General features: G+C 65.3%; 22 protein-coding genes and 1 tRNA gene. 13 read left to right on the forward strand and 10 right to left on the reverse strand.

Going from position 1 to position 25,455, the window contains the following annotated elements; genetic code table 11:
* Positions 1-349: 349 nt before the first annotated feature.
* Positions 350-1,441, forward strand: a complete 1,092-nt coding sequence (locus JO236_RS03205) for a calcium:proton antiporter (RefSeq protein ID WP_293324627.1) — start codon at positions 350-352, stop codon at positions 1,439-1,441.
* A 149-nt stretch (positions 1,442-1,590) separates the two neighbouring features.
* Here the strand turns inward: JO236_RS03205 and JO236_RS03210 are convergent, their stop codons facing one another.
* Positions 1,591-2,046 (reverse strand): peroxiredoxin, encoded by a 456-nt coding sequence (locus JO236_RS03210; RefSeq protein ID WP_293324630.1) that lies wholly within the window; start codon positions 2,044-2,046, stop codon positions 1,591-1,593.
* A 63-nt stretch (positions 2,047-2,109) separates the two neighbouring features.
* Between JO236_RS03210 and JO236_RS03215 the strand changes: the two genes are divergently transcribed.
* The 11 genes from JO236_RS03215 (at position 2,110) to JO236_RS03265 (ending at position 14,966) form a co-directional block, all read left to right on the forward strand.
* Complete coding sequence (locus JO236_RS03215) at positions 2,110-3,660, forward strand: anthranilate synthase component I (protein WP_293324633.1); 1,551 nt, start codon at positions 2,110-2,112, stop codon at positions 3,658-3,660.
* Entirely contained in the window at positions 3,653-4,315 is a 663-nt protein-coding gene (locus JO236_RS03220) for a TIGR02234 family membrane protein (protein ID WP_293324635.1), read from the forward strand. The genes JO236_RS03215 and JO236_RS03220 overlap by 8 nt, the downstream gene beginning before the upstream one ends.
* 91 nt (positions 4,316-4,406) lie before the next feature.
* Positions 4,407-5,225, forward strand: a complete 819-nt coding sequence (gene trpC / locus JO236_RS03225) for an indole-3-glycerol phosphate synthase TrpC (protein ID WP_293324638.1) — start codon at positions 4,407-4,409, stop codon at positions 5,223-5,225.
* A gap of 35 nt (positions 5,226-5,260) precedes the next feature.
* Entirely contained in the window at positions 5,261-6,571 is a 1,311-nt protein-coding gene (trpB, locus tag JO236_RS03230; protein WP_293324640.1) for a tryptophan synthase subunit beta, read from the forward strand.
* Positions 6,568-7,371 (forward strand): tryptophan synthase subunit alpha, encoded by an 804-nt coding sequence (trpA, locus tag JO236_RS03235; protein ID WP_293324643.1) that lies wholly within the window; start codon positions 6,568-6,570, stop codon positions 7,369-7,371. The genes trpB and trpA overlap by 4 nt, the downstream gene beginning before the upstream one ends.
* 2 nt (positions 7,372-7,373) lie before the next feature.
* On the forward strand, positions 7,374-9,212 hold the full coding sequence (locus tag JO236_RS03240; RefSeq protein ID WP_416362141.1) for a prolipoprotein diacylglyceryl transferase: 1,839 nt from the start codon (positions 7,374-7,376) through the stop codon (positions 9,210-9,212).
* A gap of 101 nt (positions 9,213-9,313) precedes the next feature.
* Complete coding sequence (locus JO236_RS03245) at positions 9,314-9,727, forward strand: DUF2752 domain-containing protein (RefSeq protein WP_293324646.1); 414 nt, start codon at positions 9,314-9,316, stop codon at positions 9,725-9,727.
* 122 nt (positions 9,728-9,849) lie between these two features.
* Complete coding sequence (gene pyk, locus JO236_RS03250) at positions 9,850-11,268, forward strand: pyruvate kinase (RefSeq protein WP_293324648.1); 1,419 nt, start codon at positions 9,850-9,852, stop codon at positions 11,266-11,268.
* Positions 11,269-12,135: an acyl-CoA thioesterase II gene (locus tag JO236_RS03255; protein WP_293324650.1), complete on the forward strand. Its 867-nt coding sequence runs from the start codon at positions 11,269-11,271 to the stop codon at positions 12,133-12,135.
* Positions 12,136-12,188: 53 nt separating this feature from the next.
* The gene (locus JO236_RS03260; protein ID WP_416362139.1) at positions 12,189-13,541 is read left to right on the forward strand and encodes a bifunctional lysylphosphatidylglycerol flippase/synthetase MprF; all 1,353 of its coding nucleotides are present in this window, start codon (positions 12,189-12,191) and stop codon (positions 13,539-13,541) included.
* A gap of 66 nt (positions 13,542-13,607) precedes the next feature.
* A complete protein-coding gene (locus JO236_RS03265) occupies positions 13,608-14,966 on the forward strand; it encodes an HNH endonuclease signature motif containing protein (RefSeq protein ID WP_293324656.1) in 1,359 nt (452 codons plus the stop codon).
* Here JO236_RS03265 and cydC read toward each other — a convergent pair.
* The 7 genes from cydC to JO236_RS03300 form a co-directional block, all read right to left on the reverse strand.
* On the reverse strand, positions 14,938-16,617 hold the full coding sequence (gene cydC, locus JO236_RS03270) for a thiol reductant ABC exporter subunit CydC (RefSeq protein WP_293324659.1): 1,680 nt from the start codon (positions 16,615-16,617) through the stop codon (positions 14,938-14,940). The genes JO236_RS03265 and cydC overlap by 29 nt on opposite strands.
* Complete coding sequence (cydD, locus tag JO236_RS03275) at positions 16,604-18,178, reverse strand: thiol reductant ABC exporter subunit CydD (protein ID WP_416362140.1); 1,575 nt, start codon at positions 18,176-18,178, stop codon at positions 16,604-16,606. Before cydD ends, cydC begins: the two co-directional genes overlap by 14 nt.
* A 64-nt stretch (positions 18,179-18,242) precedes the next feature.
* The gene (gene cydB / locus JO236_RS03280; RefSeq protein ID WP_293324662.1) at positions 18,243-19,313 is read right to left on the reverse strand and encodes a cytochrome d ubiquinol oxidase subunit II; all 1,071 of its coding nucleotides are present in this window, start codon (positions 19,311-19,313) and stop codon (positions 18,243-18,245) included.
* 20 nt (positions 19,314-19,333) lie between these two features.
* Positions 19,334-20,791, reverse strand: a complete 1,458-nt coding sequence (locus JO236_RS03285) for a cytochrome ubiquinol oxidase subunit I (RefSeq protein ID WP_293324665.1) — start codon at positions 20,789-20,791, stop codon at positions 19,334-19,336.
* Between the two features lie 97 nt (positions 20,792-20,888).
* A complete protein-coding gene (locus JO236_RS03290) occupies positions 20,889-21,491 on the reverse strand; it encodes an HdeD family acid-resistance protein (RefSeq protein ID WP_293324668.1) in 603 nt (200 codons plus the stop codon).
* Positions 21,492-21,542: 51 nt separating this feature from the next.
* A complete protein-coding gene (locus JO236_RS03295; RefSeq protein WP_293324671.1) occupies positions 21,543-22,898 on the reverse strand; it encodes an adenylate/guanylate cyclase domain-containing protein in 1,356 nt (451 codons plus the stop codon).
* A 45-nt stretch (positions 22,899-22,943) separates the two neighbouring features.
* Positions 22,944-23,020: transfer RNA gene (locus JO236_RS03300), tRNA-Leu, on the reverse strand.
* A 72-nt stretch (positions 23,021-23,092) separates the two neighbouring features.
* On the opposite strand from JO236_RS03300, the gene JO236_RS03305 reads away from it, so the two are divergent.
* Positions 23,093-23,704 carry an ANTAR domain-containing response regulator gene (locus JO236_RS03305; RefSeq protein WP_293324674.1) on the forward strand — a complete coding sequence of 204 codons (612 nt, stop codon included), beginning with the start codon at positions 23,093-23,095 and terminating at the stop codon, positions 23,702-23,704.
* Between the two features lie 69 nt (positions 23,705-23,773).
* Here the strand turns inward: JO236_RS03305 and JO236_RS03310 are convergent, their stop codons facing one another.
* Complete coding sequence (locus JO236_RS03310; RefSeq protein ID WP_293324677.1) at positions 23,774-24,976, reverse strand: lipid-transfer protein; 1,203 nt, start codon at positions 24,974-24,976, stop codon at positions 23,774-23,776.
* On the reverse strand, positions 24,973-25,416 hold the full coding sequence (locus tag JO236_RS03315) for a Zn-ribbon domain-containing OB-fold protein (RefSeq protein ID WP_293324680.1): 444 nt from the start codon (positions 25,414-25,416) through the stop codon (positions 24,973-24,975). Before JO236_RS03315 ends, JO236_RS03310 begins: the two co-directional genes overlap by 4 nt.
* Positions 25,417-25,455 lie beyond the last annotated feature (39 nt).

The raw sequence follows: 25,455 nt of genomic DNA on the forward strand, positions 1-25,455 counted from the left end.
TGCCAGGCCTTCGCTTAGTGCCATGGGTGCATGCTACTGAGGTGATCGGCGGAGTACCCGAGCAATATGAGATCCGGCGCCGCCGGACGGGGCCGGGGCGGCCCGCCGGCACAGTCCTCTGGTTCCGGCAGCTATGGCACCTGAGCGTGTGGGGTAACGTAATCGGTTGTGGCATAGCTCTATTCGTCAAGTCCTGCTGTATGTGTACCGAATTATACTGCCGTTCAATATGATTCGCCGGTTGATCCGAGCCTGCAGACGCCCGGGCGACGTCCGATTCCAGGCCGCGGAAGGCGTGCCCGGTGGCTGATCGCGCCACATATGCTGACGTCGGCCAGAATGGCGGGCGATGCTGAAACGAGTGTCCTGGACCGTCGCCGTGCCCGTGCTTGCCCTCATCGCGCTGGCGTTGACGTGGGGCGAGGAGATCGGAACGCTACCCGCGTTGGCGGAGGCGGTGCTGCTGGGTGGGGCCGTGCTGGCGGCCGTCGAGCATGCCGAGGTGGTCGCGCACCGGGTCGGCGAGCCGCTCGGATCACTGGTGCTCGCGGTCGCAGTGACGATCATCGAGGTCGCGCTCATCCTCACGTTGATGGCGTCTGGCGGGACCGAGGCGACCACGCTCGCCCGGGACACAGTGTTCGCGGCGGTAATGCTCACCACCAACGGGATCGCCGGTTTGTCACTGCTGCTCGGTTCCCGGCGGTATGGCGTGACGGTGTTCAATGCCGAGGGCAGCGGCGCCGCACTGGCCACGGTAACCACGCTGGCGTCACTCAGCTTGGTGCTGCCCACCTTCACCACCACTTATCCGGGCCCGGAATTCACCCCCGGCCAGCTCGCCTTTGCCGCGATCGCCTCACTGGTGCTCTACCTGCTGTTCGTCTTCACCCAAACTGTGCGGCATCGCGACTTTTTCCTGCCGGTTGCGCAAGAAGGCCAAGAATTCGTGTTCGAGGACGGGCGGCATGCCGATCCGCCGAGCAATGGAGCGGCGCTGGCAAGCCTCGGGCTGCTACTCGCCGCGCTGGTCGCGGTAGTGGGTTTGGCCAAAGCGGAATCGCCTGCCCTGGAACGGGTGGCGAGGGCTGCGCAATTGCCGCATTCGTTCGTCGGCGTGGTGATCGCGGCCCTGGTGTTGCTTCCCGAGACACTGGCGGCGGTGCGCGCGGCACGCCAAGGCCGCATCCAGATCAGCCTCAACCTGGCCTACGGCTCCGCAATAGCGAGCATCGGGCTCACCATTCCGGCCATCGCGCTCGCGTCCATATGGATTACGGGCCCGTTGGTGCTCGGCCTCGGCGCCACCCAGTTGGCGCTGCTGGTGCTCACCGTCGTGATCAGCGTGCTGACCGTGGTCCCCGGGCGGGCTACCCGCCTGCAGGGCGAGCTGCATCTGGTGGTGCTCGCCGCATATGTGTTTCTTGCGATCAGCCCGTGACTGGGCGGCGAGGTCGGGGAGCAGGCCAGGTCGGGCGAGCAGACCAGGTGGGGCGAGCAGACGCAAAAGCACCCAAATCGCTGCGATTTTGGGTGCTTTTGCGCCTGCTCGCGGAGGGGGCGTTACCGCGCCTGCTCGCGCAGGGGGCGTTACCGCGCCTGCAGCTTCTCCAACGCTTTGTCGGCGTGGCTGTCCATGCTGATTTCGCTGGAAATCACGTCGAGCACCTTGTAATCGGTGTCGATGACAAAGGTCGTTCGCTTGACCGGCATCAATTTGCCCAGCAGACCGCGCTTGACGCCGAACTGAGTGGCTACGGTGCCGTCGGCATCCGATAGCAGCGGATAGTCGAACTTCCGGATGTCGGCGAATTTCGCCTGCTTCTCGACGGGATCGGTGCTGATGCCGACCCGGTTGGCGCCGACCGCAGCGAATTCTTTCGCCAAATCGCGAAAGTGGCAGGCTTCCTTGGTGCAGCCCGGAGTCATGGCGGCCGGGTAGAAGAACAGCACAACGGGCCCGTCGGCCAGCAGTTCGCTGAGCTTGCGCGGTTTCCCAGTCTGATCGGGAAGTTCGAAATCGGCCACCGTGTCACCAGTTTTCATGGCCGCCAGGCTACGCCCAGCGTGCTGGCGGGCCGGGCGACCCCCGTCTGCGAAAATGGTGCCATGCCCGCCAACCTTGCCGCCACAACTTCACGTGTGGAATTCCGCGTGCTGGCGGCCGAGCATCGGGTGGTTCCGGTGACACGCAAAGTCTTGGCCGACAGCGAGACTCCACTGTCGGCATACCGCAAGCTCGCCGCCAACCGTCCGGGGACGTTTTTGCTGGAGTCCGCCGAAAACGGCCGCTCGTGGTCCCGGTGGTCCTTCATCGGGGCCGGCGCCCCGACGGCGTTAACGGTGCGCGACGGCCAAGCGGTCTGGCTGGGCACGGTACCCAAAGACGCGCCCACCGGGGGCGACCCGCTAGCAGCGTTAGCAGCCACCCTCGAGCTGCTAGCCACCGAACCCATGCCGGGCCTGCCGCCGCTGTCGGGCGGCATGGTTGGCTTCTTCGCCTACGACATGGTGCGCCGGCTGGAGCGTTTGCCGGAACTGGCCGTCGACGACCTGCAGCTTCCGGACATGCTGCTGCTGCTGGCCACTGACGTCGCGGCGGTCGACCATCATGAGGGCACCATCACCCTGATCGCCAACGCGGTGAATTGGAACGGCACTGACGAGCGGGTCGACCGGGCCTACGACGACGCGATCGCCCGGCTGGACGTGATGACCGCGGCGCTCGGTCAGCCGCTACCCTCCACGGTCGCCACGTTCCGCAAGCCGGAGCCGCGACACGCCGCGCAGCGCACCGTGGAGGAATACGGCAAGATCGTCGACTACCTGGTGGAGCAGATCGCCGCAGGGGAAGCTTTCCAGGTGGTGCCGTCGCAGCGCTTCGAGATGGACACCAACGTCGATCCGATCGACGTGTACCGGATACTGCGGGTCACCAACCCGAGTCCCTACATGTATCTATTGCAGGTACCGAATAGTGATGGCGCGACTGACTTTTCGATCGTCGGGTCCAGTCCTGAGGCGTTGGTCACGGTGCACGACGGGCGGGCGACGACGCACCCGATCGCCGGAACCCGGTGGCGCGGCGACACCGACGAAGAGGATCAGCTACTGGAAAAGGAGCTACTGTCCGACGACAAAGAGCTGGCCGAGCACCTGATGCTGGTCGACCTGGGTCGTAACGACCTGGGCCGGGTCTGCACACCCGGCACTGTCCGCGTGGAGGATTACAGCCACATCGAACGCTATAGCCACGTGATGCACCTGGTTTCGACGGTGACCGGAGCGCTCAGTGCGGGCCACACCGCTCTGGACGCGGTGACCGCCTGCTTCCCGGCCGGCACACTCTCGGGCGCCCCGAAGGTCCGGGCCATGGAGTTGATCGAAGAGGTCGAAAAGACGCGTCGCGGCCTGTATGGCGGCGTGGTCGGCTACCTCGACTTCGCCGGTAACGCCGACTTCGCGATCGCCATCCGCACCGCGCTGATGCGTGACGGGACGGCCTATGTCCAGGCCGGCGGCGGGGTGGTCGCCGACTCCAACGGCACTTACGAATACAACGAAGCGCGCAATAAGGCGCGCGCGGTGCTGAATGCGATCGCCGCCGCCGAGACGCTGACCTCTCCCGACGGCGGCCAGAGCAGGGGCCATAGTGGCTGAAACCAGGCCCGGCCGCCTGACGATCGGGATCGCGCAGTTGCTGCTGGTGTTCGGCGCCACGGCGGTGTGGACGGCGTCGCGGCTGCCGTGGGTGGTCGTCCGGGCATTCGACGGTTTGGGGCCGCCGAAGTCGGTGACGCTGTCCGGCGCCTCCTGGTCGACGGCTTTGCTGCCGATGGCGGTGCTGCAGCTGGCCACCGCCATCGCGGCGCTCGCGGTGCGTGGCTGGGCGCTGCGCGCGTTGGCGGTGTTGTCGGCGATGGCAAGCCTCGCGGTCGGCTATCTCGCGATCAGCCTGTGGGTCGTACCGGATGTGGCCGCGCGCGGCGCCGATCTCGCCCACCTCCCGGTGATGACGCTGGTGGGGAGCGAACGGCACTATGCCGGCGCCGTCGCCGCGCTCGTCGGAGCGGTGTGCGCGGTGGTCGCGGCCGGCTTGCTGATGCGTGTGGCTTCGATTTGTGCGCCGGCGGACACCGCCACGACGACGAAGTATGCAGCGCCCGCGGCCCGACGGGCGAACGCCGCACAGCGCGCGGACGAGACGCAGACCCAAATGTCGGAGCGGATGATGTGGGATGCGCTTGACGAGGGTCGCGACCCGACCGATCGACCACGCGATTCGGACACGGGAGTCAACACCGAGGGTCGGTGACGGACGGTGCGCCGTAGGTCGCTACCCTTCAGGGACGTCGTCGAAACCGGCTGGGGACCGGTTGGGTGACCGCGGGAAGGGAAGCCACAGGATGTGTCCGGCAACCGTGCTTGACTCCATCATCGAGGGAGTCCGGGCCGACGTTGCTGCGCGCGAAGCGCGCGTGAGCCTGTCCGAGATCAAGGCCGCCGCGGCCGCGGCGCCACCACCGCTCGACGTAATGGCCGCCTTGCGGGAAACCGGAATCGGGGTCATCGCGGAGGTCAAGCGGGCCAGCCCGTCGGCGGGTGCGCTGGCGGCGATTTCCGACCCGGCAAAACTTGCCCGCGCCTACGAGGATGGCGGCGCCCGCATCATCAGTGTCCTGACCGAAGAGCGGCGTTTCCAGGGCTCACTCGACGATCTCGACACCGTGCGCGCAGCGGTGTCGATTCCGGTGTTACGCAAGGATTTTGTCGTGCAGCCTTATCAGATCCACGAGGCGCGCGCGCACGGTGCCGACATGCTGTTGCTTATCGTCGCCGCGTTGGATCAGTCGGCGCTCGTGTCGATGCTGGACCGCACCGAATCTCTCGGCATGACCGCCCTCGTGGAAGTGCACACCGAAGAGGAAGCTGACCGCGCACTGAAGGCCGGAGCGAACGTAATCGGGGTCAACGCCAGGGATCTCAAGACGCTCAAGGTCGACCGGGATTGCTTCTCGCGAATCGCCCCGGGGCTGCCCAGCAAGGTGATCAGGATCGCCGAATCCGGTGTGCGTGGGCCGGCGGATCTATTGGCGTATGCCGGCGCGGGTGCGGACGCTGTGCTCGTCGGTGAGGGTCTGATCAAAAGCGGCGACCCCCGTGCCGCCGTTGCCGATCTGGTCACTGCCGGAACCCATCCGTCCTGCCCGAAACCGGCTCGCTGACCGTTGATGAGCCGCGTGCGCATCGAGCCTTGGTGATGGCAGATTTAGCCCGTCCGGACCTTCCGCGTACGAGTGCCGCTGTCTCAGAACCCACCCGCCACGATCCTGACCCGGGTGGCCATTTCGGCGTTTACGGGGGACGTTACGTCGCGGAGGCCTTGATGGCGGTGATCGAGGAGGTCACTGCCGCCTACGAAAAGGAACGCGTCAATCCGGATTTTCTTGACACCCTGGATAAGTTGCAGACGCACTATGCCGGCAGGCCGTCTCCGCTGTACGAGGCCAGTCGACTCGGCGAATACGCCGGTTCGGCCCGTATCTTCCTCAAGCGGGAAGACTTGAACCACACCGGTTCTCACAAGATCAACAACGTGCTCGGTCAAGCCCTGTTGGCCAAGAGAATGGGCAAGTCGCGGGTGATCGCAGAGACGGGCGCCGGTCAGCACGGCGTGGCCACGGCCACCGCTTGCGCGCTGCTGGGGCTTGAGTGCGTCATTTACATGGGTGCCGTCGACACCGCGCGACAGGCGCTCAACGTGGCCCGGATGCGGTTGCTCGGCGCCGAGGTCGTCTCGGTCGAAACCGGTTCTCAGACACTCAAGGACGCCATCAACGAGGCGTTCAGGGACTGGGTCACCAACGCCGACAAAACCTATTACTGCTTCGGCACCGCCGCCGGACCGCATCCCTTCCCGACGATGGTGCGTGATTTCCAGCGGATCATTGGCTTGGAGACACGCACCCAGATCCAGGAGCAGGTCGGTCGGTTGCCGGATGCCGTCGTGGCATGTGTCGGTGGAGGATCCAACGCCATCGGGATCTTTCACGCTTTCCTCGACGATCCCGAGGTGCGCTTGATCGGGTACGAAGCGGCCGGCGATGGCGTCGAAACCGGCAGGCACGCAGCGACATTCACCGGAGGGTCGCCGGGGGCGTTTCAGGGATCGTTCTCCTACCTGCTGCAGGACGAGGACGGGCAGACTATCGAATCCCATTCGATATCAGCGGGTCTGGACTATCCGGGGGTGGGCCCGGAACACGCTTACCTCAGGGAGACCGGACGCGCCGAATATCAGCCGATCACCGACGCCGAGGCGATGGACGCATTCGGCCTGCTGTGCCGGACGGAAGGCATCATCCCGGCCATCGAGTCCGCACACGCGGTGGCTGGCGCCCTCAAGTTGGGTGCCGAGTTGGGTAGCGGTGCCGTCATTGTGGTGAACCTGTCGGGCCGCGGCGACAAGGACGTGGAAACGGCCGCCACGTGGTTTGGTCTGTTAGGGTCCGGCGACGATACGGTCCGCGGAGCGGACGGCGGAGGCGGCGGGCGATCGGACCTGAGATGACGGTGGGACAGAGCAGGCTGGGGCCGGTTTTCGAGGCGTGTCGTGCCGACAATCGCGCAGCGCTGATTGGTTATCTGCCCACCGGATACCCAGACGTGCCGACGTCGGTGGCCGCGATGACAGCGCTCGTCGAATGTGGTTGTGACATAGTCGAAGTCGGGGTGCCGTATTCGGACCCGGGGATGGATGGACCGACTATCGCCAGGGCGACAGAAGCGGCACTACGCGGCGGGGTGCGTGTGCGTGACACCCTGGCCGCGGTCGACGCCATCAGCGCGGCCGGCGGACATGCGGTTGTGATGACATACTGGAATCCTGTGCTGCGCTACGGAGTTGACGCGTTTGCTCGCGATCTGGCATCCGCCGGTGGGCATGGACTGATTACTCCTGATCTGATTCCCGAAGAGGCACAACAGTGGATGGTGGCATCCGAGGAGCATCGATTGGACCGCATTTTTCTGGTGGCGCCGTCATCGACGCCGGAGCGTTTGGTGACCACGGTAGGGGCGTCGCGCGGATTCGTCTACGCGGCGTCGACGATGGGGGTAACGGGGGCCCGCGACGCAGTCTCGCAGGCCGCCCCTGAGCTTGTGGCCAGGGTGAAGACGGTGTCCGAGATACCCGTCGGCGTCGGCCTGGGCGTGCGGTCGCGCGAACAGGCGGCGCAGATCGGTGGCTATGCCGACGGCGTCATCGTCGGGTCGGCGCTGGTATCGGCGCTGGGTGACGGCTTGCCCGGTCTGCGTGCGCTGACCGAAGAGTTGGCTACCGGTGTGCGCCAACGGGTGCCGGCGTGTTGAGCATGTTGCCCACTTATATCCCCAGTCCGTCGCAGGGCGTCTGGCACCTGGGGCCGTTGCCAGTTCGCGCTTATGCGTTGTTCATCATTGCGGGCATCGTGATTGCGTTGCTCATCACGGACCGACGCTGGGCGGCGCGTGGCGGCGAGCCTGGCGTCGTCTACGACATCGCGCTGTGGGCCGTGCCCTTCGGATTGGTCGGAGGCAGGCTGTATCACTTGGCCACCGACTGGAGGACGTATTTCGGACAGGGTGGGGCCGGGCTCGCCGCAGCGTTGCGAATCTGGGATGGGGGCCTGGGTATCTGGGGCGCCGTGGCCCTCGGTGGTGTCGGCGCGTGGATCGCGTGCCGGCGGCGTGGAATTCCGTTGCCGGCCTTCGGCGACGCGCTTGCTCCCGGACTGGTTTTGGCGCAGGCCATCGGTCGACTGGGAAACTATTTCAATCAAGAGCTGTATGGCAGGGAGACCACGATGCCGTGGGGCCTGGAGGTCTTCTATCGCCGGGACCCCGCGGGCTTCGAGGACGTGCATTCGCTCGACGGCGTCTCCACCGGGCAGCTGGCGTATGTCGTACAGCCGACGTTTCTTTATGAATTGATTTGGAACGTACTGGTTTTCGTTGCACTGATCTATATCGACCGGCGGTTCACGTTGGGTCATGCGCGACTGTTTGCCCTCTACGTTGCGGGTTATTGCACCGGTCGTTTCGTTGTCGAACTGCTTCGTGACGACACGGCCACGCACATTGCGGGGATCCGAGTCAATTCCTTCACATCGACTTTCGTGTTCATCGGTGCCATCGTCTACTTTCTTGTGGCGCCCAAGGGGCGCGAGGAGCCAGCGAGCCTACGTGGCACCCAGGCACCAGAGCCTGAGCCCGCGACCGTTGCGGCAGCTGCTGGCGGAGACGCGGGGACTGCGGGCGATGCTCCCGAGCCCGACCCCGAGACCGAGCCCGACGAAGCGGAACCCGTGGAGGGTTTAGCGAACGAGCCTGAGGGCGAAGAGCCTGAGGGCACCTCGGCGGAAGCCGAAACTGAAGAGGCGGAAGCGCCGGAGGCTGAAGAGGCCGGGACTGAAGAGGCCGAAGTGGTGGAGTCCGAGGCTGTGGAGCCTGAAGTTTCGGACGCCGTGGCGGATGAAGCTGGGGCCGAGGAGCCATCAGCCGAAGAGCCTCAAGACGCCGAGCCAGAAACCGAAGATGCCGGAAAGGCCGACGAGCCCGAGGACACCGCCGAGCCAGAAACCGAAGAGGCCGAAGACGCGGACGAGCCCGAGGACACCGCCGAGCCGGAAATCCAACAGGCCGAAGAGGCCAAAGAGCCCGAGGCGCCAGAGTTTACGCCAATGGAAGCTCAGGTTCCGAAGCCTGCGGCCGACGACGATCAGGCCGATGAGCCGGACGCCGCAGAGCCGGAAGAGCCGGACACCGAAGAACCCGACGACGCACAGCCGGAAACCGAAGAACCCGACACCGAAGAACCCGACACCGAAGTGCCTGATACTCAAGAGTCCGACGGCGAGTCAGCTGCTGAGCGGACCGATGTCGACGAGTCTGACTCGGTAGAGCCGAAAGATGAAGAATACGAGGCTGATTCGGACGTACAGGACGCTGGCGCCGAGGCGGGTGAAGGCGAAGAGTCCGGCGCCCCCGACGTCGTGGTAGGGGATGGCGAAAGCGAGCCAGCATCGGAAGCCGAGGAATCCGCCCCGGACTCCGAAGAACCGGCTGACGAGCAGGCCGACAGCCAAGCCGCGCGGGATGCCGACACGGAAAAGCCGTCGGCCACCGTCGAGTCGAGGCGTCGGTGGAGCTTCAGACGGAGAAGTCGCCGATAGCACCGGCTTTATCGGGCTCCGGCACGAGCGGGTTCGATCTGGCATGCTGAAGACCGTGACGATTCACGACGTCCGCGACCCGCAGGGCCGCCCACTGCGCAATGGCATCTGATCGGGCCACCCGGCACGACCATGGTCGTACGTACGGCGCGGCCGCTTCGGGTGTGCTGCTGGCCGGGACGCTCGGCTACATCGCGCTAGAGGACCCCCACAAGACCGATTCGGCATACCCGCTGTGTCCGTTCAAGTGGGCCACCGGCTGGAACTGCCCATTCTGTGGCGGTCTCCGGATGACGAACGATCTGCTGCACCTTCATTTGCCGGCCGCCATCAACGACAATGTCTTCGCGTTGGTCGGCATCCCGCTGCTGATCGCCTGGGTGGTTGTGCGGCGCAGGCTTGGCCGGCCGGCGTTTACCATACCGGCGATGGTGACGATCGTCACCGCGACGGTGGCTTGGACGGTGTTGCGGAACCTGCCGGGTTTTCCGTTGGTTCCGACGATCAGCGGGTAGCCGCGGGACGCGGGCCGGATCGCCGGCCTGCGCGGCGTGGTGAACAACGGTGCGACCTTGGTGCTCAAAGCGTCACAAGCTCGGAACCCCGCCGACAACGAGCGCGACTATGCTAGGGCGTCGTGACAAGACGCGGAAAGATCGTCTGCACCCTTGGGCCAGCCACTCACAGCGACGACCTGATCTTGGCGCTGGTCGAGGCCGGAATGGACGTCGCCCGGCTGAACTTCAGCCACGGCGACTATGCGGACCACAAGGTGTCCTACGACAGGGTCCGGGCCGCTTCCGACGCAACCGGCCGCGCCGTCGGTGTCCTCGCCGATCTGCAGGGCCCGAAGATCAGGCTGGGGCGCTTCGCGACTGGGCCGACCTACTGGGCCGACGGTGAAACGGTCCGCATCACCGTTGCGGACTGCCCGGGCAGCCACGACAAGGTTTCCACCACTTATAAGAAGCTGGCGCAGGACGCCGCCGTGGGCGACCGGGTCCTGATCGACGACGGCAAGGTCGGACTGATCGTCGACGGCATCGACGGCGACGACGTCGTCTGCACCGTCACCGAGGGTGGCCCCGTCAGCAACAACAAGGGCATGTCGCTGCCCGGGATGGACGTGTCGGCTCCGGCTTTGTCGGACAAGGACGTCGAGGATCTCACCTTCGCCCTCAACCTCGGCGTCGATCTGGTCGCGCTGTCCTTCGTGCGTTCGCCGTCCGACGTCGAGCTCGTGCACGAAATAATGGATCGAATCGGGCGTCGCGTTCCGGTGATCGCCAAGTTGGAGAAGCCGGAGGCCATCGACAACCTGGAAGCCGTCGTCCTGGCGTTTGACGCGATCATGGTGGCCCGCGGCGACCTGGGCGTCGAGCTGCCGCTGGAAGAGGTTCCGCTGGTGCAGAAGCGGGCCATCCAAATGGCTAGGGAGAACGCCAAACCCGTGATCGTAGCGACCCAGATGCTCGACTCGATGATCGAGAACTCGCGGCCGACGCGGGCCGAGGCCTCCGACGTTGCCAACGCGGTGCTCGACGGCGCCGACGCCTTGATGTTGTCCGGGGAAACATCGGTGGGGAAGTATCCTCTCGCGGCGGTGCGAACGATGTCGCGGATCGTCTGCGCGGTTGAGGAAAACTCCACGGCCGCACCGCCTTTGACGCATGTGCCGCGGACCAAGCGAGGGGTGATCTCGTACGCCGCCCGTGACATCGGCGAGCGCCTCGACGCCAAGGCACTCGTCGCGTTCACCCAGTCGGGGGACACCGTGAAACGGCTGGCGCGCCTGCATACTCCGCTCCCGCTGCTGGCCTTCACCGCGTGGCCGGAGGTGCGCAGTCAACTCGCAATGACCTGGGGCACCGAAACGTTCATCGTGCCGAAGATGGACTCGACCGACGAGATGATCCGCCAGGCCGACAAGTCGCTGCTCGAACTCGGCCGCTATAAGCGGGGCGATCTGGTGGTTATCGTCGCCGGCGCGCCGCCCGGCACGGTGGGTTCGACCAACCTGATCCATGTGCACCGGGTCGGCGAGGACGACCTTTAATTGTCCGATTTCGAGGAACTGCTGGCGGCACTAGACCTCAACCGCAAAGCCGACGATCTATTCGTCGGATCCCATCCCAGCAAGAACCCGATGCGAACGTTCGGCGGGCAGCTCATGGCGCAGTCGTTCGTCGCAAGCACCCGCACGCTGACTCGTGACGAACTACCGCCCAGCGCGTTGTCGGTGCATTTCGTCAACGGCGGTGATACGTCGAAGGACATCGAATTCCACGTCGTCCGGCTGCGCGATGAACGACGCTTCGCCAACCGCCGCGTCGACGCGGTCCAGGACGGCGTGCTGTTGTCGACGGCGATGGTCTCTTACATGTCCGGCGGCCGCGGATTGGAGCATGCCGTTCAGCCGCCCGAGGTACCGAAGCCGCATACCCAGCCGTCCATCGGTGAGTTGTTGCGCGGCTATGAGGAGACCGTGCCACACTTCGTCAACGCGCTGCAACCGATCGAGTGGCGCTACACCAATGATCCGGCCTGGGTGATGCGGGACAAGGGGGAAAGCCTTGCGTACAACCGGGTTTGGGTGAAGGCGCTGGGCGCTTTGCCCGACGACCCCGTGCTGCACACAGCGACGATGGTCTACTCATCGGACACCACGGTGCTCGACTCGGTCATCACCACCCACGGGTTGTCCTGGGGCTTCGATCGCATCTTTGCGGCGTCCGCCAACCACTCGGTGTGGTTTCACCGACAGGTCAACTTCGACGACTGGGTGTTGTATTCGACGTCGTCCCCGGTGGCCGCGGACTCGCGGGGGCTGGGCACCGGGCATTTCTTCGACCAGTCCGGACAGCTGATCGCCACGGTGGTTCAGGAAGGCGTATTGAAATACTTTCCGCCTCCGCGCCGATAGATACGGGCGTAACGTGCCTGTAGGCGGCTAATTCAGCGCATCGGGAGGTGAGGGTGAGCCAACCGCCCGTCAGCGTCGTACCGGGGCTGGGCGAACGCGTTGTCGTTCACCTGGATTCACGCGGGGCCCGATGGGTTGGGGCATCGGCCGTGCTCGGCGCGGCATGTTGGTTGATCGCAGGAAACCGGCCGGGATGGTCGCTGACCGTGCTGGCGGCGGTGACGCTGATCGCTCGCGGCATCTTCCTCGGCCGTCCGGTGACGGCGATGCATGCGACGGCGGCGATGTTGGTGCTGACCGCTGGTCTCAGTGCCCACGTGCTGTCCATCGATCTGCTCGGTGACGCGCTGGTCGTCGGATCGGGACTGGTGTTGATGTGGCCGACGTCGGCGCGGCCGCGACCCGACGACCTTTCTCGGATCTGGGGATTGGTCAACGCCACCAGCGGAGATCCGTTGGCACCGTTCGTCATGCAGACAGGCAAGTGCTACCACTTCAGCGCGTCTGGCGCTGCGGCCCTGGCCTACCGGACCCGGATGGGATTCGCGGCGGTCAGCGGCGACCCGATCGGTGACGAGACCCAATTCGCCGGACTGGTTGCCGACTTCGCCGCGACGTGTCACACCCACGGCTGGCGGATCGCTGTAGTGGGGTGCAGCCAGCGGCGACTCCCGCTGTGGGGCGATGGCGCCGCGCTCGGACAACCGTTGCGGCCCATACCAATCGGCCGCGACGTCGTCGTCGAGGTCGGTGCCTTCGACATGACGGGGCGCAAGTTCCGCAATCTGCGGCAGGCCGAACACCACACGTACAACATCGGCATCACGACCGAGATCGTCGACGAGCAGGAACTGGGCGAGAGGCAGCGCGCGGAGCTGAGAGAAATGTTGCTGGCGTCGCCGAAGGGGGCGCACACCGATCGCGGTTTTGCCATGAGCCTGGACGGCGTGCTGGAGGGGCGATACCCCGGGATGAAGCTGATTATCGCGAGGGATGCGTTTGGCCGGGTGCAGGGCTTTCATCGTTATGCGATCGCAGGCGGCGGCAGCGACTATTCCCTCGACGTACCGTGGCGCCGTCGCGGTGCCCCCAACGGGATCGACGAGCGGCTCAGTGTTGACATGATCGCCGCCGCTAAGATCGCTGGCGCACAGCGGGTTTCGTTATCGTTCGCGGCCTTTCCGGACATTTTGGACGAGGAACCACGAGGCAAGCTGGAACGCCTGTTTCACAGCGTGCTTCATATCTTTGACCCGTTGATCAGGCTGGAATCGTTGGACCACTACGTGCACAAGTTCCATGCGCTAGATGAGCGGCGATACGCGCTGATCTCGATGGCACAAGTCGTTCCGCTAATATTCGTGTTGCTCTCGCTGGAATTCTTTCCACGCCGGCGACACCTGTGAGCGGCAGACGGCGCAGCGGCCACTCGCGCGGATAAAGATGTCAGTGGGTGGTCGTAGGATTCGAACATGCATTCGGACAGGGACTCGATCGTGGAGGCGTTCGATGCGCTTGATGCCGCGGTCTCTGCTGTGTGCGGGTTGTCGTTTGACGTCTTGACCACTCCGGAGCGGTTGCGGGCACTCGAGCGCCTGGAACGGGTGGCGCGTCGGCTGCCAGTACCCGGGCATGTGTTGATCACGGGGCTCCTTGAGCAGGCCAGTGAGGAGGAGTTGGGTGGCAAGCTGCGCGCGGTGTTGGCCGACCGGCTGCGTATCACCTCCGCTGAGGCCGGCCGGCGCATCGGTGAAGCCGAAGAGCTCGGAGCGCGCCGGGCGATGAGCGGGGAGCCCTTGGCCCCGCAGCTGGCCGCGACCGCGGCCGCTCAGCGCGACGGGCTGATCGGGCAGGGGCACCTGAAGGTGATCCGTGGCTTTTTTACCCAGGTGCCCGCCGAGGTGGATGTGTTGACTCGGGCGGCCGCTGAGGCCGACCTGGCCGGCAAGGCCAGCAGATACCGGCCTGATGAGTTGGCCAAATACGCCAACAAGCTGATGGATTGCCTCAACCCGGATGGCAATTTCACCGACGAGGACCGCGCGCGTCGGCGCGGCCTGCTACTCGGTGAGCAGGGATACGACGGGATGTCGCGGCTTAGTGGCTATGTGAACCCCGAACTCCGGGCCACCATCGAGGCGGTACTGGCCACATTGGCCGCCCCGGGTATGGCCAACCCCGAAGACGACGTGCCGGTGATCGACGGGGCTCCCTCAGAGGACACAGCGCGCCGGGATCTGCGCAGTCAACCCCAACGCAATCACGACGGCCTGCTGGCCGGACTGCGCGCCCTGCTGGCCTCCGGCCAGCTCGGCCAACACCACGGCCTGCCGACCACCCTCATCGTCACCACCACCCTCAAGGAGCTGCAAGCCGCCGCGGGTAGAGGGCTAAGCGCCGGGGGCACCGTGGTGCCCATGAGTGATCTGCTCCGCCTGGCCGGCCACGCCCACCACTACCTGGCCGTTTTTGAAGGCGCCAAACCGCTGGCCCTGTACCACACCAAACGACTCGCCACCCCCGCCCAGCGAATCATGCTGCTGGCCAAGGATCGCGGGTGCAGCAAACCCGGTTGTGATGTGCCCGGCTACTGGACCCAGGTCCACCACGTCCAAGGCTGGGCACGCACCCGCCGCACCCACATCAACGAACTCACCCTGGCCTGCGGCCCCCACAACCGACTCGCCGACAAAGGCTGGACCACCCGCACCAACACCAAAGGCGACACCGAATGGATCCCCCCACCCCACCTCGACCACGGCCAACCCCGCACCAACACCCTCCACCACCCCGAAAAACTACTCAGGCAAGACGAAGACGACGAACCATAGCTGCGGCGCTCTTTGGCGACACCGACCCAATGCGTAGTTCAGGCGAACCAATGTCGTCGGGCAAGTGGTGGGTGGCCACCACGACCGTTCTGTCGCCGCTGATCAGCCGGGAGCCCAGCAGATCACGCAGTACGCGGTCGGCGTCGACCGCGTCCAGGTGCTCGGTGGGCTCGTCCAGCAGCACGATCCGGGCGGGGGAGAGCACCGCCCGAGCCAGCAGTAGCCGCCTACGCTGACCCGCCGAGACCGCTTGCGCGCCACCGATTAACACTGTCGACAGTCGTTGCGGCAGGCTGTCCAGCCAGGCACTCAGGCCCACCGCGTCGAGGGCCACGATCAGTTCGTCGTCAGCGCAGTCACCGCGCGCCACCAGCAGGTTATCCCGAATGGTGGTCGCAAAGATGTGCGCGTCCTCAGCGAAAAAGGCTACAGCGCGCGGCAATTCGCGCTCATCGAAGCGGCCAAGGTCGGTTCCGTCCAGCGTCACCTGTCCGCGCAGCGGCGGAAGTAGCCCGGTGAGTGTCATCAGCAGCGTCGTCTTGCCCGAGCCGCTGGGCCCGGTGACCGCTAGCCGAGCACCCGGCGGGAGGTCAATGGTGACCGGCGTGGACCGCAAATGCTGGTAACCCGAGGTTGCGTCGGCGGTGAGTCGCCCGGTGGCTACCGGCACCGGCAGGGTTCGCGCCCTTTCGGTGCGGTCCGCGGGAACCAAGTCGAGCAGTCGGCGCGCGGCCATCTGCGATCGGGCGAGTTGGATCGCGGCGGCAGGCAGCGCGGTCGTCGCCTCGAATGCGGACAGCGGCAACAACATCAGCACGGCCAGCGTGGTGGGCGCGACCGTGGGCGCTATCCAACTCCCGGTCACCACCGCGCCCAGCACACTCATCCCTATCGCCGCGGTCGGCATCGCCTCGGCGACAGCGGCGGGTCTGGCCGCCGCGTCAAGGGCATTGCCCCAGGCGCGCTGCTGGCGCCGCGACTCAACGATGATGTGGGGCAAGGCACCGGCCACGCGAAGCTCGGGCGCGTGTTCGAGCGCGATCATAGCGGAGGTGTCGCGTTCCGAATGATACTGTCGTGCAACGGCTTCCTGTGCCACCGCGGCCCGGGCGGCCAGCCAGGGTGCGACGACACCGGCCAGCACCAGGCAGATCGCCAACACCGTCGCGGCAGGCGGTGAAATAGTGGCGACCACCCCGGTGGCCGCCAGCGCCAGCAACGCCGCGACACCGATCGGCACCACAGCGCGTACCAGCACGTTGGCCAGTTCGTCGACGTCGGCACCCACGCGCGCCACCAGTTCACCGCTATGCAGCCGTACGGCGGCCGCCGGCGGACCGTGCGCAAGCCGGTGATAGATCCGCGCGCGGGCCGTGCTTGCCGCGCGTAAGGCGGTGTCGTGCGAGGCCAATCGCTCGCAATAGTGCAGTACGCCACGCGAAATCGCGAACGTTCGCACCGCCACGACCGCCACGGACAGATCGAGCACGGGCGGCATCTGCGACGCGCGGGTGATCAACCATGCCGACAGACCGGCCAGCGCCAGGGCGCTACCCAACGACAGGACCCCAAGGACGATTGCGAGCAGAATGCGGGGCGCTCGGGGACGCAGCAGAATCGAGGCTGCCCGCAGCGGATCAGACCGCCGCATAATGCGACACCTCCATGACCCGGTCGCCGATCGCCAGGACCGCATCGCGATGCCCGACGACAACCACGGTGGCGCCCGAACGGGCACGCTCGACGATGGCCCGCAACACCCGTGCTTCGGTGTCAGCGTCCAGGTGAGCGGTGGGCTCGTCGAGCAGCAACACCGGGGCGGCGGATCCCAACGCCCGCGCCAGGCCGAGGCGTTGGCGCTGCCCCAATGACAGCCCGACGCCGCCGCGGCCGAGCACGGTGTCCAACCCTTGCGGCAGCTCGGCCACAACAGCGTCGAATCCGGCAGCCTTACAGGCGCTTTCGAGGTCGTCCAGATTGCCCAGCAGCAGGAGGTTGTCCCGGACCGTCCCCGGGATCAGCACCGGGCGTTGGGGCAGCCAGGACAACTGCCGCCACCACGCGTTCGGTTCCAACTCGGCGACGTCGACTCCGGCCACGGTGACCCGGCCGGATGACGGCACGGTGAGCCCGGCGATCGCCTGCAGCGTCGTGCTCTTGCCCGCACCGTTTCGTCCGGTCAGCACCGAGACGGCGCCGGGCTCGAGCACCGCGCTGAGATCGTCCGGGGCGCGACCGTCTCGGCCTGCGACGCTCAGGTTTACCAGCCGGATCTGGGCTCCGCGCGCGCTGACGAGCTGGTGCCGGGCCGTGGTTGTGCTCGGCTCGCCGATGAGCGCGAAAGCTTTGTCAGCGGCGGCCCTACCGTCCTGGGCGGCATGGAATTCCACGCCGATTCGGCGCAGCGGCCAGTACACGTCGGGCGCTAACAACAGCACCGTCAAACCGGTGACCAGGGTCATCTCGCCGAACACCAGACGCAGGCCAATCCCGACCGCGATCAGGGCCACACCTAGCGTGGCCAACAGTTCCAGCACCAGGGCCGACAGGAACGCGATCCGCAGTGTCGCCATGGTCGAGCGTCGGTGGGCGGCACCGAGTTCCGCGATGCGGTGTTCGGGTCCAGAGGCGCGGCCCAGCGCCCGCAACGTGGGGATGCCGGCGATCAGATCCAGCAGATGAGTCTGCAGGGTGGTCATGGCATCCAGAGCCGCGGCCGAGCGCTCTGCGGTCGTCAGCCCGATCAGCACCATGAAAATCGGGATCAACGGCAGCGTGATCGCCGCGATCAGAGTCGATTTCAGGTCGTAACAGCCGATCACCACGACGGTGGCCGGGGTCAGGATCGCGGCAAGCAATAGCGCGGGAAGGTAACCCGTGAAGTAGGGACGCAAGCCGTCCAGGCCGCGCGTCACTACGACCGCGGCGGCGTCCCGCTGTGTTGCCAGTTCGTTGGGTTGCCGCCCGGTGACTGCGGCCAGGACCTGACCGGAAAGATCGGCGATCAGCGCGCTCGCGCCCCGCTGGCCCAGCCGCGCCTGCAGCCAGCGCGCCACCGCGCGGGTTGCCCACAGCGCCAACAAGATTGACAACGGTCCAAGCAAACGGCGCGGATCACGCACCCAATGGTCGCTGACGACGCGCGCAACGATGTTCGCCAGCACGACCGCTGAGCCGATCGCACAACCCGAGATCACCACTCCGGAAGCCACAGTGGCGACCAGGTAGCGCCGTAACGCGGCCGAAGCCCGCCACAGCCGCGGATCAACGGGTCCGCTAGAGCTTTTGGTGCTCAGGAGTCCTGCCTCTGGTTAGGCCGATCGGCGCAGGTATCCGCTCTGCCGAGATCCGTTGCCGGAAAACCCAGTACGTCCACGCCTGGTACACCACCGTCAAGGGCGCGAAGAACGCCGTCACCCACGTCATGATCTTGAGTGTGTAAGCGGTCGACGAGGCGTTGTAGATCGTCAGGCTCCATTGCTTGTTCAGCGTGGAGGGCACCAGATTTGGGTACAGGCAGCCGAACAGCAAGGTCACGACGGCAGCTACCACCAGGGCCGTGCATACGAACGCCCATCCGTCGGACATCCGCCGCCACACCAACAGCACCGCTGTCAACAGCGCGGTCACCGCGATGCCCAGCAGCACCCAGGTCCAATCCTTGCCGTGGCCAAGCTGCGTCCAAACCCCAAATCCCGCAACCAGTCCCGTCGCCGGAAGCGACAACCGCACTGCAAACCGATGGGCGTCGTCGCGGATGGGGCCGGAGGTCTTCAACGCGACGAACACGGCGCCGTAGAACAAAAACAATCCGGCCGTGGCCAGACCGCCCAGCAGCGTATAGGCGTTGAGGACGTTGGTGATCGACAGATGCACGTGAGCGCGGGCGTCCACCGGCAGTCCGCGGACGAGGATGGCGAAGGCCACACCCCAGAGCACCGCGGGCAACCAGGATCCCGCGGCGATACCGAAATCGGCCCAGGTGCGCCACTTTGTGTCGTCGATCTTGCCGCGCCATTCGATGGCGACCGCGCGCACGATCATGCCGAAAAGGATCGCCAGCAGCGGTAGGTAGAGCGTCGAGAACACGGCGGCGTACCAGCCCGGGAATGCGGCGAACATCCCTGCGCCGGCGGTGATCAGCCAGACCTCGTTGCCGTCCCAAACGGGACCGATGGTGTTCAGTGCGGCGCGCCGGTGCGTTTCCCGGTCACCCGTGCCGCGTTTTAGGGCAGTGCGGGCGAACGGCTCCATCAACATACCCACCCCGAAGTCGAAACCCTCGAGGATGAAAAACGCTAGGAACAGCACCGCGATGATGCCGAACCACAACTCGTGGAGATCCACCGCTCAGCTCCTTCCCGGGGTCAATACGCAAACGACAGCGGCGCTACTTCGTCATCGCTAGGAGCTTGCGGCGCAGTGGGTTCCGCATCGTGTTCCAGCGGACCCTCGACGATGTAACGCTTCAGCAAAAAGAACCAGCCGACCGCGAGCACCGCGTATACCAGGGTCAGCGTCACCAGCGAAGTGACGACCATCCCCGAGGCGTGGTGGGAGACGCCCGCGGCGACAGTCAGTCGAACTTGTTGATCACCGGTCGGGTTAGGAACGACGATCCATGGCTGACGCCCCATCTCGGTGAACACCCAGCCGGCGCTGTTGGCCAGGAACGGGGTGGGGATGGTCAACACGGCCAGCCGGGAGAACCAACGCTGGTTGGGAATCCGCCCGCCGCGGGTGAGCCACAACGTCATTAGCGCGAACAGCACCGGAACCGTCATGAACCCGATCATCGCGCGGAACGACCAATAGGTGACAAAAAGGTTGGGCCGGTAGTCGTTTGGCCCGAATCGCTGTTGGTAGTCCAGCTGCAGATTGCGGACACCCTGCAACGTGACATCGCTCGTCCGGCTTTGGGCGAGGAACGGCAACACATAGGGCACCTGGATGACACGAGTCAGGTTGTCACAATTGTTCTGCCTGCCCACCGTGAGGATGGAGAAGTCCGGATCGGTCTCGGTATCGCACAGCGATTCTGCCGACGCCATTTTCATCGGTTGCTGCACGAACATCAGCTTCCCCTGGTGGTCGCCGGTGAAGAACAAACCGACCGTCGCAATCAGCGCGACCCAACATCCCAGAATGGCTGCCGGACGAAACATGTCGCGCGTGCCGGGCCCTGTAGTGATGGTGTTCGACCGGACTAGCCACCAGGCGCTGACTGCAGCCACGAAAGTCCCCGCGGTCAGCAAAGCGCCGGCGACGGTGTGGGCAAACGCCGCTCGCGCAGTGTTATTGGTCAGCAGCGCGACGATGCTACTCAACTCGGCGCGCCCCGTCGCAGGGTTGTAGTGCGCGCCAACTGGGTGCTGCATAAAGGAATTCGCGACGATGATGAAAAACGCGGAAGCGTTGACCGACACCGCGACAATCCAGATGCAGCCCAGGTGCACCAGTCGGGACAGTCTGCTCCAGCCGAAGATCCACAGTCCGAGGAAGGTGGATTCGAAGAAGAAGGCCATCAGACCCTCCATCGCCAGTGGCGCCCCGAAGATGTCGCCGACGAACCGGGAATACTCGCTCCAATTCATCCCGAATTGGAATTCCTGCACTATTCCGGTTGCCACGCCGATGGCGAAGTTGATCAAGAAGAGTTTGCCGAAGAACTTCGTCAGGCGATACCACGCGGTCTTGCCGGTAACTACCCACACTGTCTGCATGATGGCGATCAGTGGGGCCAGGCCAATGGTCAGCGGTACGAAAATGAAGTGGTAGACGGTGGTGATACCGAACTGCCACCGCGAAATGTCGACGACATTCATCTGTCATCTCCCGGTGCTACGGGCTGGTTCGTAAACTACGACATAGTGTAGTAGATGCGCGCGATCAACGCTAGGGCGGGTTTGTCGAATGCCGGATTTACCCGCCGAGCGTGTTGGACGCCTTGCGGATTCCGAACGACGAGACGATCTCGAAAACTCCGATGACGATCAGCCAGATCCCGACCACCTCGGCCAGCAGCAGGATGGTGCCGAATGGCGAGCCCAGCATGATCATGCCCGCCAGCAGGCTCATGATCCCGACGAAGATCTCCCAGGCCCGGCCGGGCAGCTGGGGGTCACTGATGGCCGAGACCGTCGTTGCCACCCCGCGGAAGATGAAACCAATGCCAATCCAGATCGCCAGCAGGTAAACGGCGGTCGCTTCTTCTTTGCCGAAATGACGAAAAGCCATCATCGCCAGGATCAATGACGCTGCGCCGCTGATGAATAACAGGATTCGGCTGCCCGCGGTGACGTGCAGGCTGAACGCGAACACGACCTGCGCGATGCCGGTGATCAACAGATAGACGCCGAATGCGACTGCGGCGGCCAGAACCGTTTTACTTGGCCAGGCCAGGATCGCGACGCCTACGATCAGCGACAGAATTCCGGATATCAGCGTCGATTTCCACAAATGCGGCAACAATCTTGGAACTTGTATCGTCGCGGGAGTTGTTTCCATGGGCGCAGTGTGACACATCAGCCGGGCCTGGCATAGGCCCTCAACGACACCGGTTTGGGTGGCCGAAAGTCACACGCGGGCGGCGCGTGATTCCGTGCTCGTCTGATCGGCGTCCAGATCGAAAGATGCCGGGGTTGTTTCCTGAGTTGCCTTGCGCCCGACCAGATACCAGGTGCGCATGATGCCCTTGCCCTTGACGTCTATCAGGCCGCGTTCCTGGAGCACAAAGTTAGCCTTCAGGCGCTCGTAGGTAATCTCCGGCACTTGGATCCGTCCCACCGAATCGGTGGTTTCCATCCGGGATGCGACGTTGACCGCGTCGCCCCACACGTCGTAGAAGAACCTGCGTGAACCCACCACTCCTGCGACCACGGGCCCGCAGGCCATACCGATGCGCAGTGGGACGGATTGGCCATGCGGGTCTTTCAATTCGGCAGCGACTTCGGCCATTTCGATCGCGAAGTCTGCCAGCGCTTCGGCGTGGTCGGGCCGGGGGCGGGGCACGCCGCTGACCACCATGTAGGAGTCGCCGCTGACCTTGATCTTCTCCAGCTCGTGCTTGTCGACCAGCGCGTCGAACGCGCTGTAGAGCGTGTCGAGGAACCGCACCAGGTCGGCGGGTGCCGTACTGCTGGCGCGCTCGGTGAAGCCGACGATGTCGGCGAACAGCACCGATGCCTCGTCGTACTTGTCAGCGATGACGTCGCGCTCGGGTTCTTTGAGGCGCTCGGCGATGCTGACCGGCAATATGTTGGCGAGCAGGACTTCTGAGCGCTGGTACTCGGCCTCCATGACCGCTTCGGCGCGTTCGGTATCGCGCAGCGCGAACCACACCGACACGAATGCCATCAGGAAGGCGGCGCTGGTCGTGACCGCGAAGCTGATCGACATTGCCATCGCGGGCTCGACGCCGGTCGAGCGCGGAACGAACATCTGCAACGTGATCGCCAGCCCGGCGCCCATTGCCGCCAACAGCAAGGCCAACCGGATGCGTTCGATGCCCAACTGCAGCACCACCAGGCTGGCGCCGGTCAGCAGAAAATACTGCACGCCGGAACCGGTACCCAGGTCCCAGCAGATGGCGAAGACCACGACATACGCAGACAAGATGAAGGTAAGTGGCGCAATGAGGCCGCCGAAGCGCTGCAGGAACGGGACCATCGCGAAAATGATGCCCGCGGCGAAGTTGATCAACTGGGTCCGCCACACCGGGGGGCCGGGCCAGAAGCCGAGGAGTGCGAAGCAGATGCACACCCAGACCGCCATGACGGCGGTGATATTGAGCACTCGGACACGTCGGGCGGCGCTGTCGGCATAGTGCTCGGTTCGCGCGCGGGTCTCGGCCTGCACGGCCGCTACGCAATTTGGTCGTCGCGTCGAGCCAACCGATGTGCCCGGTGCGGCGCGGCATTTCTTGGTCGCCACCTTGAAAGCGTAACCGCTGAGCTTGTGGTTTATCGAGATCCGGCCTGGTGCCCTCGGTGAGATTCGAACTCACACTGGACGGGTTTTGAATCCGTTTCCTCTGCCAGTTGGGATACGAGGGCTTATTCCGGAGTTCCACCTTAGATGAACCCCCGACGTCGCAAGTCGCACCCGTTCACGACAGAATGTCCGTCATGACGGGCCCCACGACCGACGCAGACGCCGCGGTGCGGCGCCGCGTCCTCATCGCTGAAGACGAAGCGCTGATCCGCCTGGACCTGGCAGAGATGCTGCGAGAGGAGGGTTACGACATCGTCGGCGAGGCTGGTGACGGTCAGGAGGCCGTCGAGCTGGCCGAGCGGCATAAGCCCGACCTGGTGATCATGGACGTGAAGATGCCCCGGCGCGACGGAATCGACGCGGCGTCGGAGATAGCTAGCAAACGCATCGCCCCGATCGTGGTGCTGACCGCGTTCAGCCAGCGCGATCTCGTCGAACGCGCCCGCGACGCCGGCGCGATGGCCTACCTCGTCAAGCCCTTCACGATCAGCGACCTGATCCCCGCCATCGAATTGGCCGTCAGCCGCTTCGCCGAGATCGCCGAGCTGGAGCGCGAGGTGGCGACGTTGTCGGACCGGCTGGAGACCCGCAAGCTCGTCGAGCGCGCCAAAGGCTTGTTACAGGCGAAGCAGGGCATGAGCGAGCCCGAGGCTTTCAAGTGGATTCAGCGCGCCGCGATGGACCGTCGGACCACCATGAAGCGGGTGGCCGAGGTGGTCCTGGAAACCCTCGACACGGGCGAGTAAGCGGCCGAGCAGACGCGAAAGCCCCGAAATCGGGCCGATTTCGGTGCTTTCGCGTCTGCTCGGCACCCCTTAGCGCGCGACAATCACCGACGAGCCGTGCCCGAACAAGCCCTGGTTGGCGGTGACGCCGACGGTGGCGTTCTCGACTTGACGGCCAGTCGCGTGACCACGCAGTTGCCAGGTCAACTCGCAGACCTGGGCGATCGCTTGCGCGGGAATGGCCTCGCCGAAGCAGGCCAGCCCGCCAGACGGGTTGACCGGGACCCTGCCGCCAAGAGTCGTCGCGCCGCTGCGCAGCAGCTCCTCGGCTTCGCCCTTGGCGCACAGCCCCAGGTGTTCGTACCAGTCGAGTTCCAGCGCGGTGGACAGGTCATAGACCTCGGCCAGGCTCACGTCCTCGGGTCCGATGCCCGCTTCGGCGTAAGCCGCGTCGAGGATCTGATCCTTGAACACCCGGTCCGGCGCCGGCACCGCGGCAGTGGAATCCGTTGCGATGTCGGGCAATTCAGGCAAGTGCTGCGGGTAGCGGGGGGTCACCGCGCTCACCGCGCGCACCGAAGGAACGCCGTCGAGCGAGCCGAGGTGCTTACGGGCGAAGTCGGCGCTGGCCACGATCAGCGCCGCCGCGCCGTCGGAGGTGGCGCAGATGTCGAGTTGCCGCAACGGGTCGGCCACCACGGGGCTGGCGAACACGTCGTCCACCGACGACTCCTTGCGGTAGCGGGCATTCGGGTTCTGCAGGCCGTGTCGCGAGTTCTTCACCTTGACCTGCGCGAAGTCCTCGGGCGTCGCGCCGTAAAGGTCCATCCGGCGACGTGCCAGCAGCGCGAAATACACCGGGTTCATCGCGCCTATGAGGTGGAACCGCTGCCAGTCGGGGTCGTTCTTGCGTTCCCCGCCGACCGGCGCGAACGCACCCTTCGGGGTGGTGTCGGCGCCGATCACCAGCGCGACGTCACAGAAACCGGCCAGGATCTGCGCGCGCGCGCTCTGCAGCGCCTGGGAGCCGCTGGCGCATGCGGCGTAGCTGGAGCTGACCGGGACGCCGTTCCAGCCCAGCTTCTGCGCGAACGTCGACCCGGCGATGAAGCCGGGGTAGCCGTTGCGGATGGTATCGGCACCGGCGACGAGCTGGATCTGCCGCCAGTCCAGGCCGGCCTCGCTCAGTGCGGCCCGCGCCGCGACCACACCGTATTCGCTGAAGTCTCGGCCCCACTTGCCCCAGGGGTGCATTCCGACGCCGAGGATGTAGAGCGGATCGGGAGTGCTCATTCGGCGCACCTCCACGCGTGCACCATGCGCTCCACACCATCGTCATCGGTGTACAGCGGCATGGTGGTCAGCTCCATGTCCATCCCGACCTTGAGGTCGGTGGCCAGCGTGCCCTCGACCACCTTGCCCAGCACGATCAGTCCCTCGTCGGCCAGCTCGACGGCGGCGATGGCGAACGGTTCGAAGGGGTCTGGGGCGGGATATGGCGCCGGTGGGGGATAACGGTTTTCGGTGTAGCTCCACAACTTTCCGCGCCTGGACAGGGCAACGGGCGCTAGTGTGTCGCTGTCGCAGGCCGGGTTTGGGCAGTTGTTCTCGCGCGGCGGGAAGACGTAGGTGCCGCACAGGGGGCACTTACCGCCGATCAGATGCGGGTTTCCGGCGTCATCGGTGGCGAACCATCCCGCGATTGCGGGTTCTTGGCTGGTGAGCTCTGGCACCTGGCAAGAGTACCCAGCCAGGACACGGAACTGAAACGT

Origin of the sequence: Mycobacterium sp. (genome assembly GCF_019247635.1) — a bacterium.
GTDB lineage: Bacteria > Actinomycetota > Actinomycetes > Mycobacteriales > Mycobacteriaceae > Mycobacterium.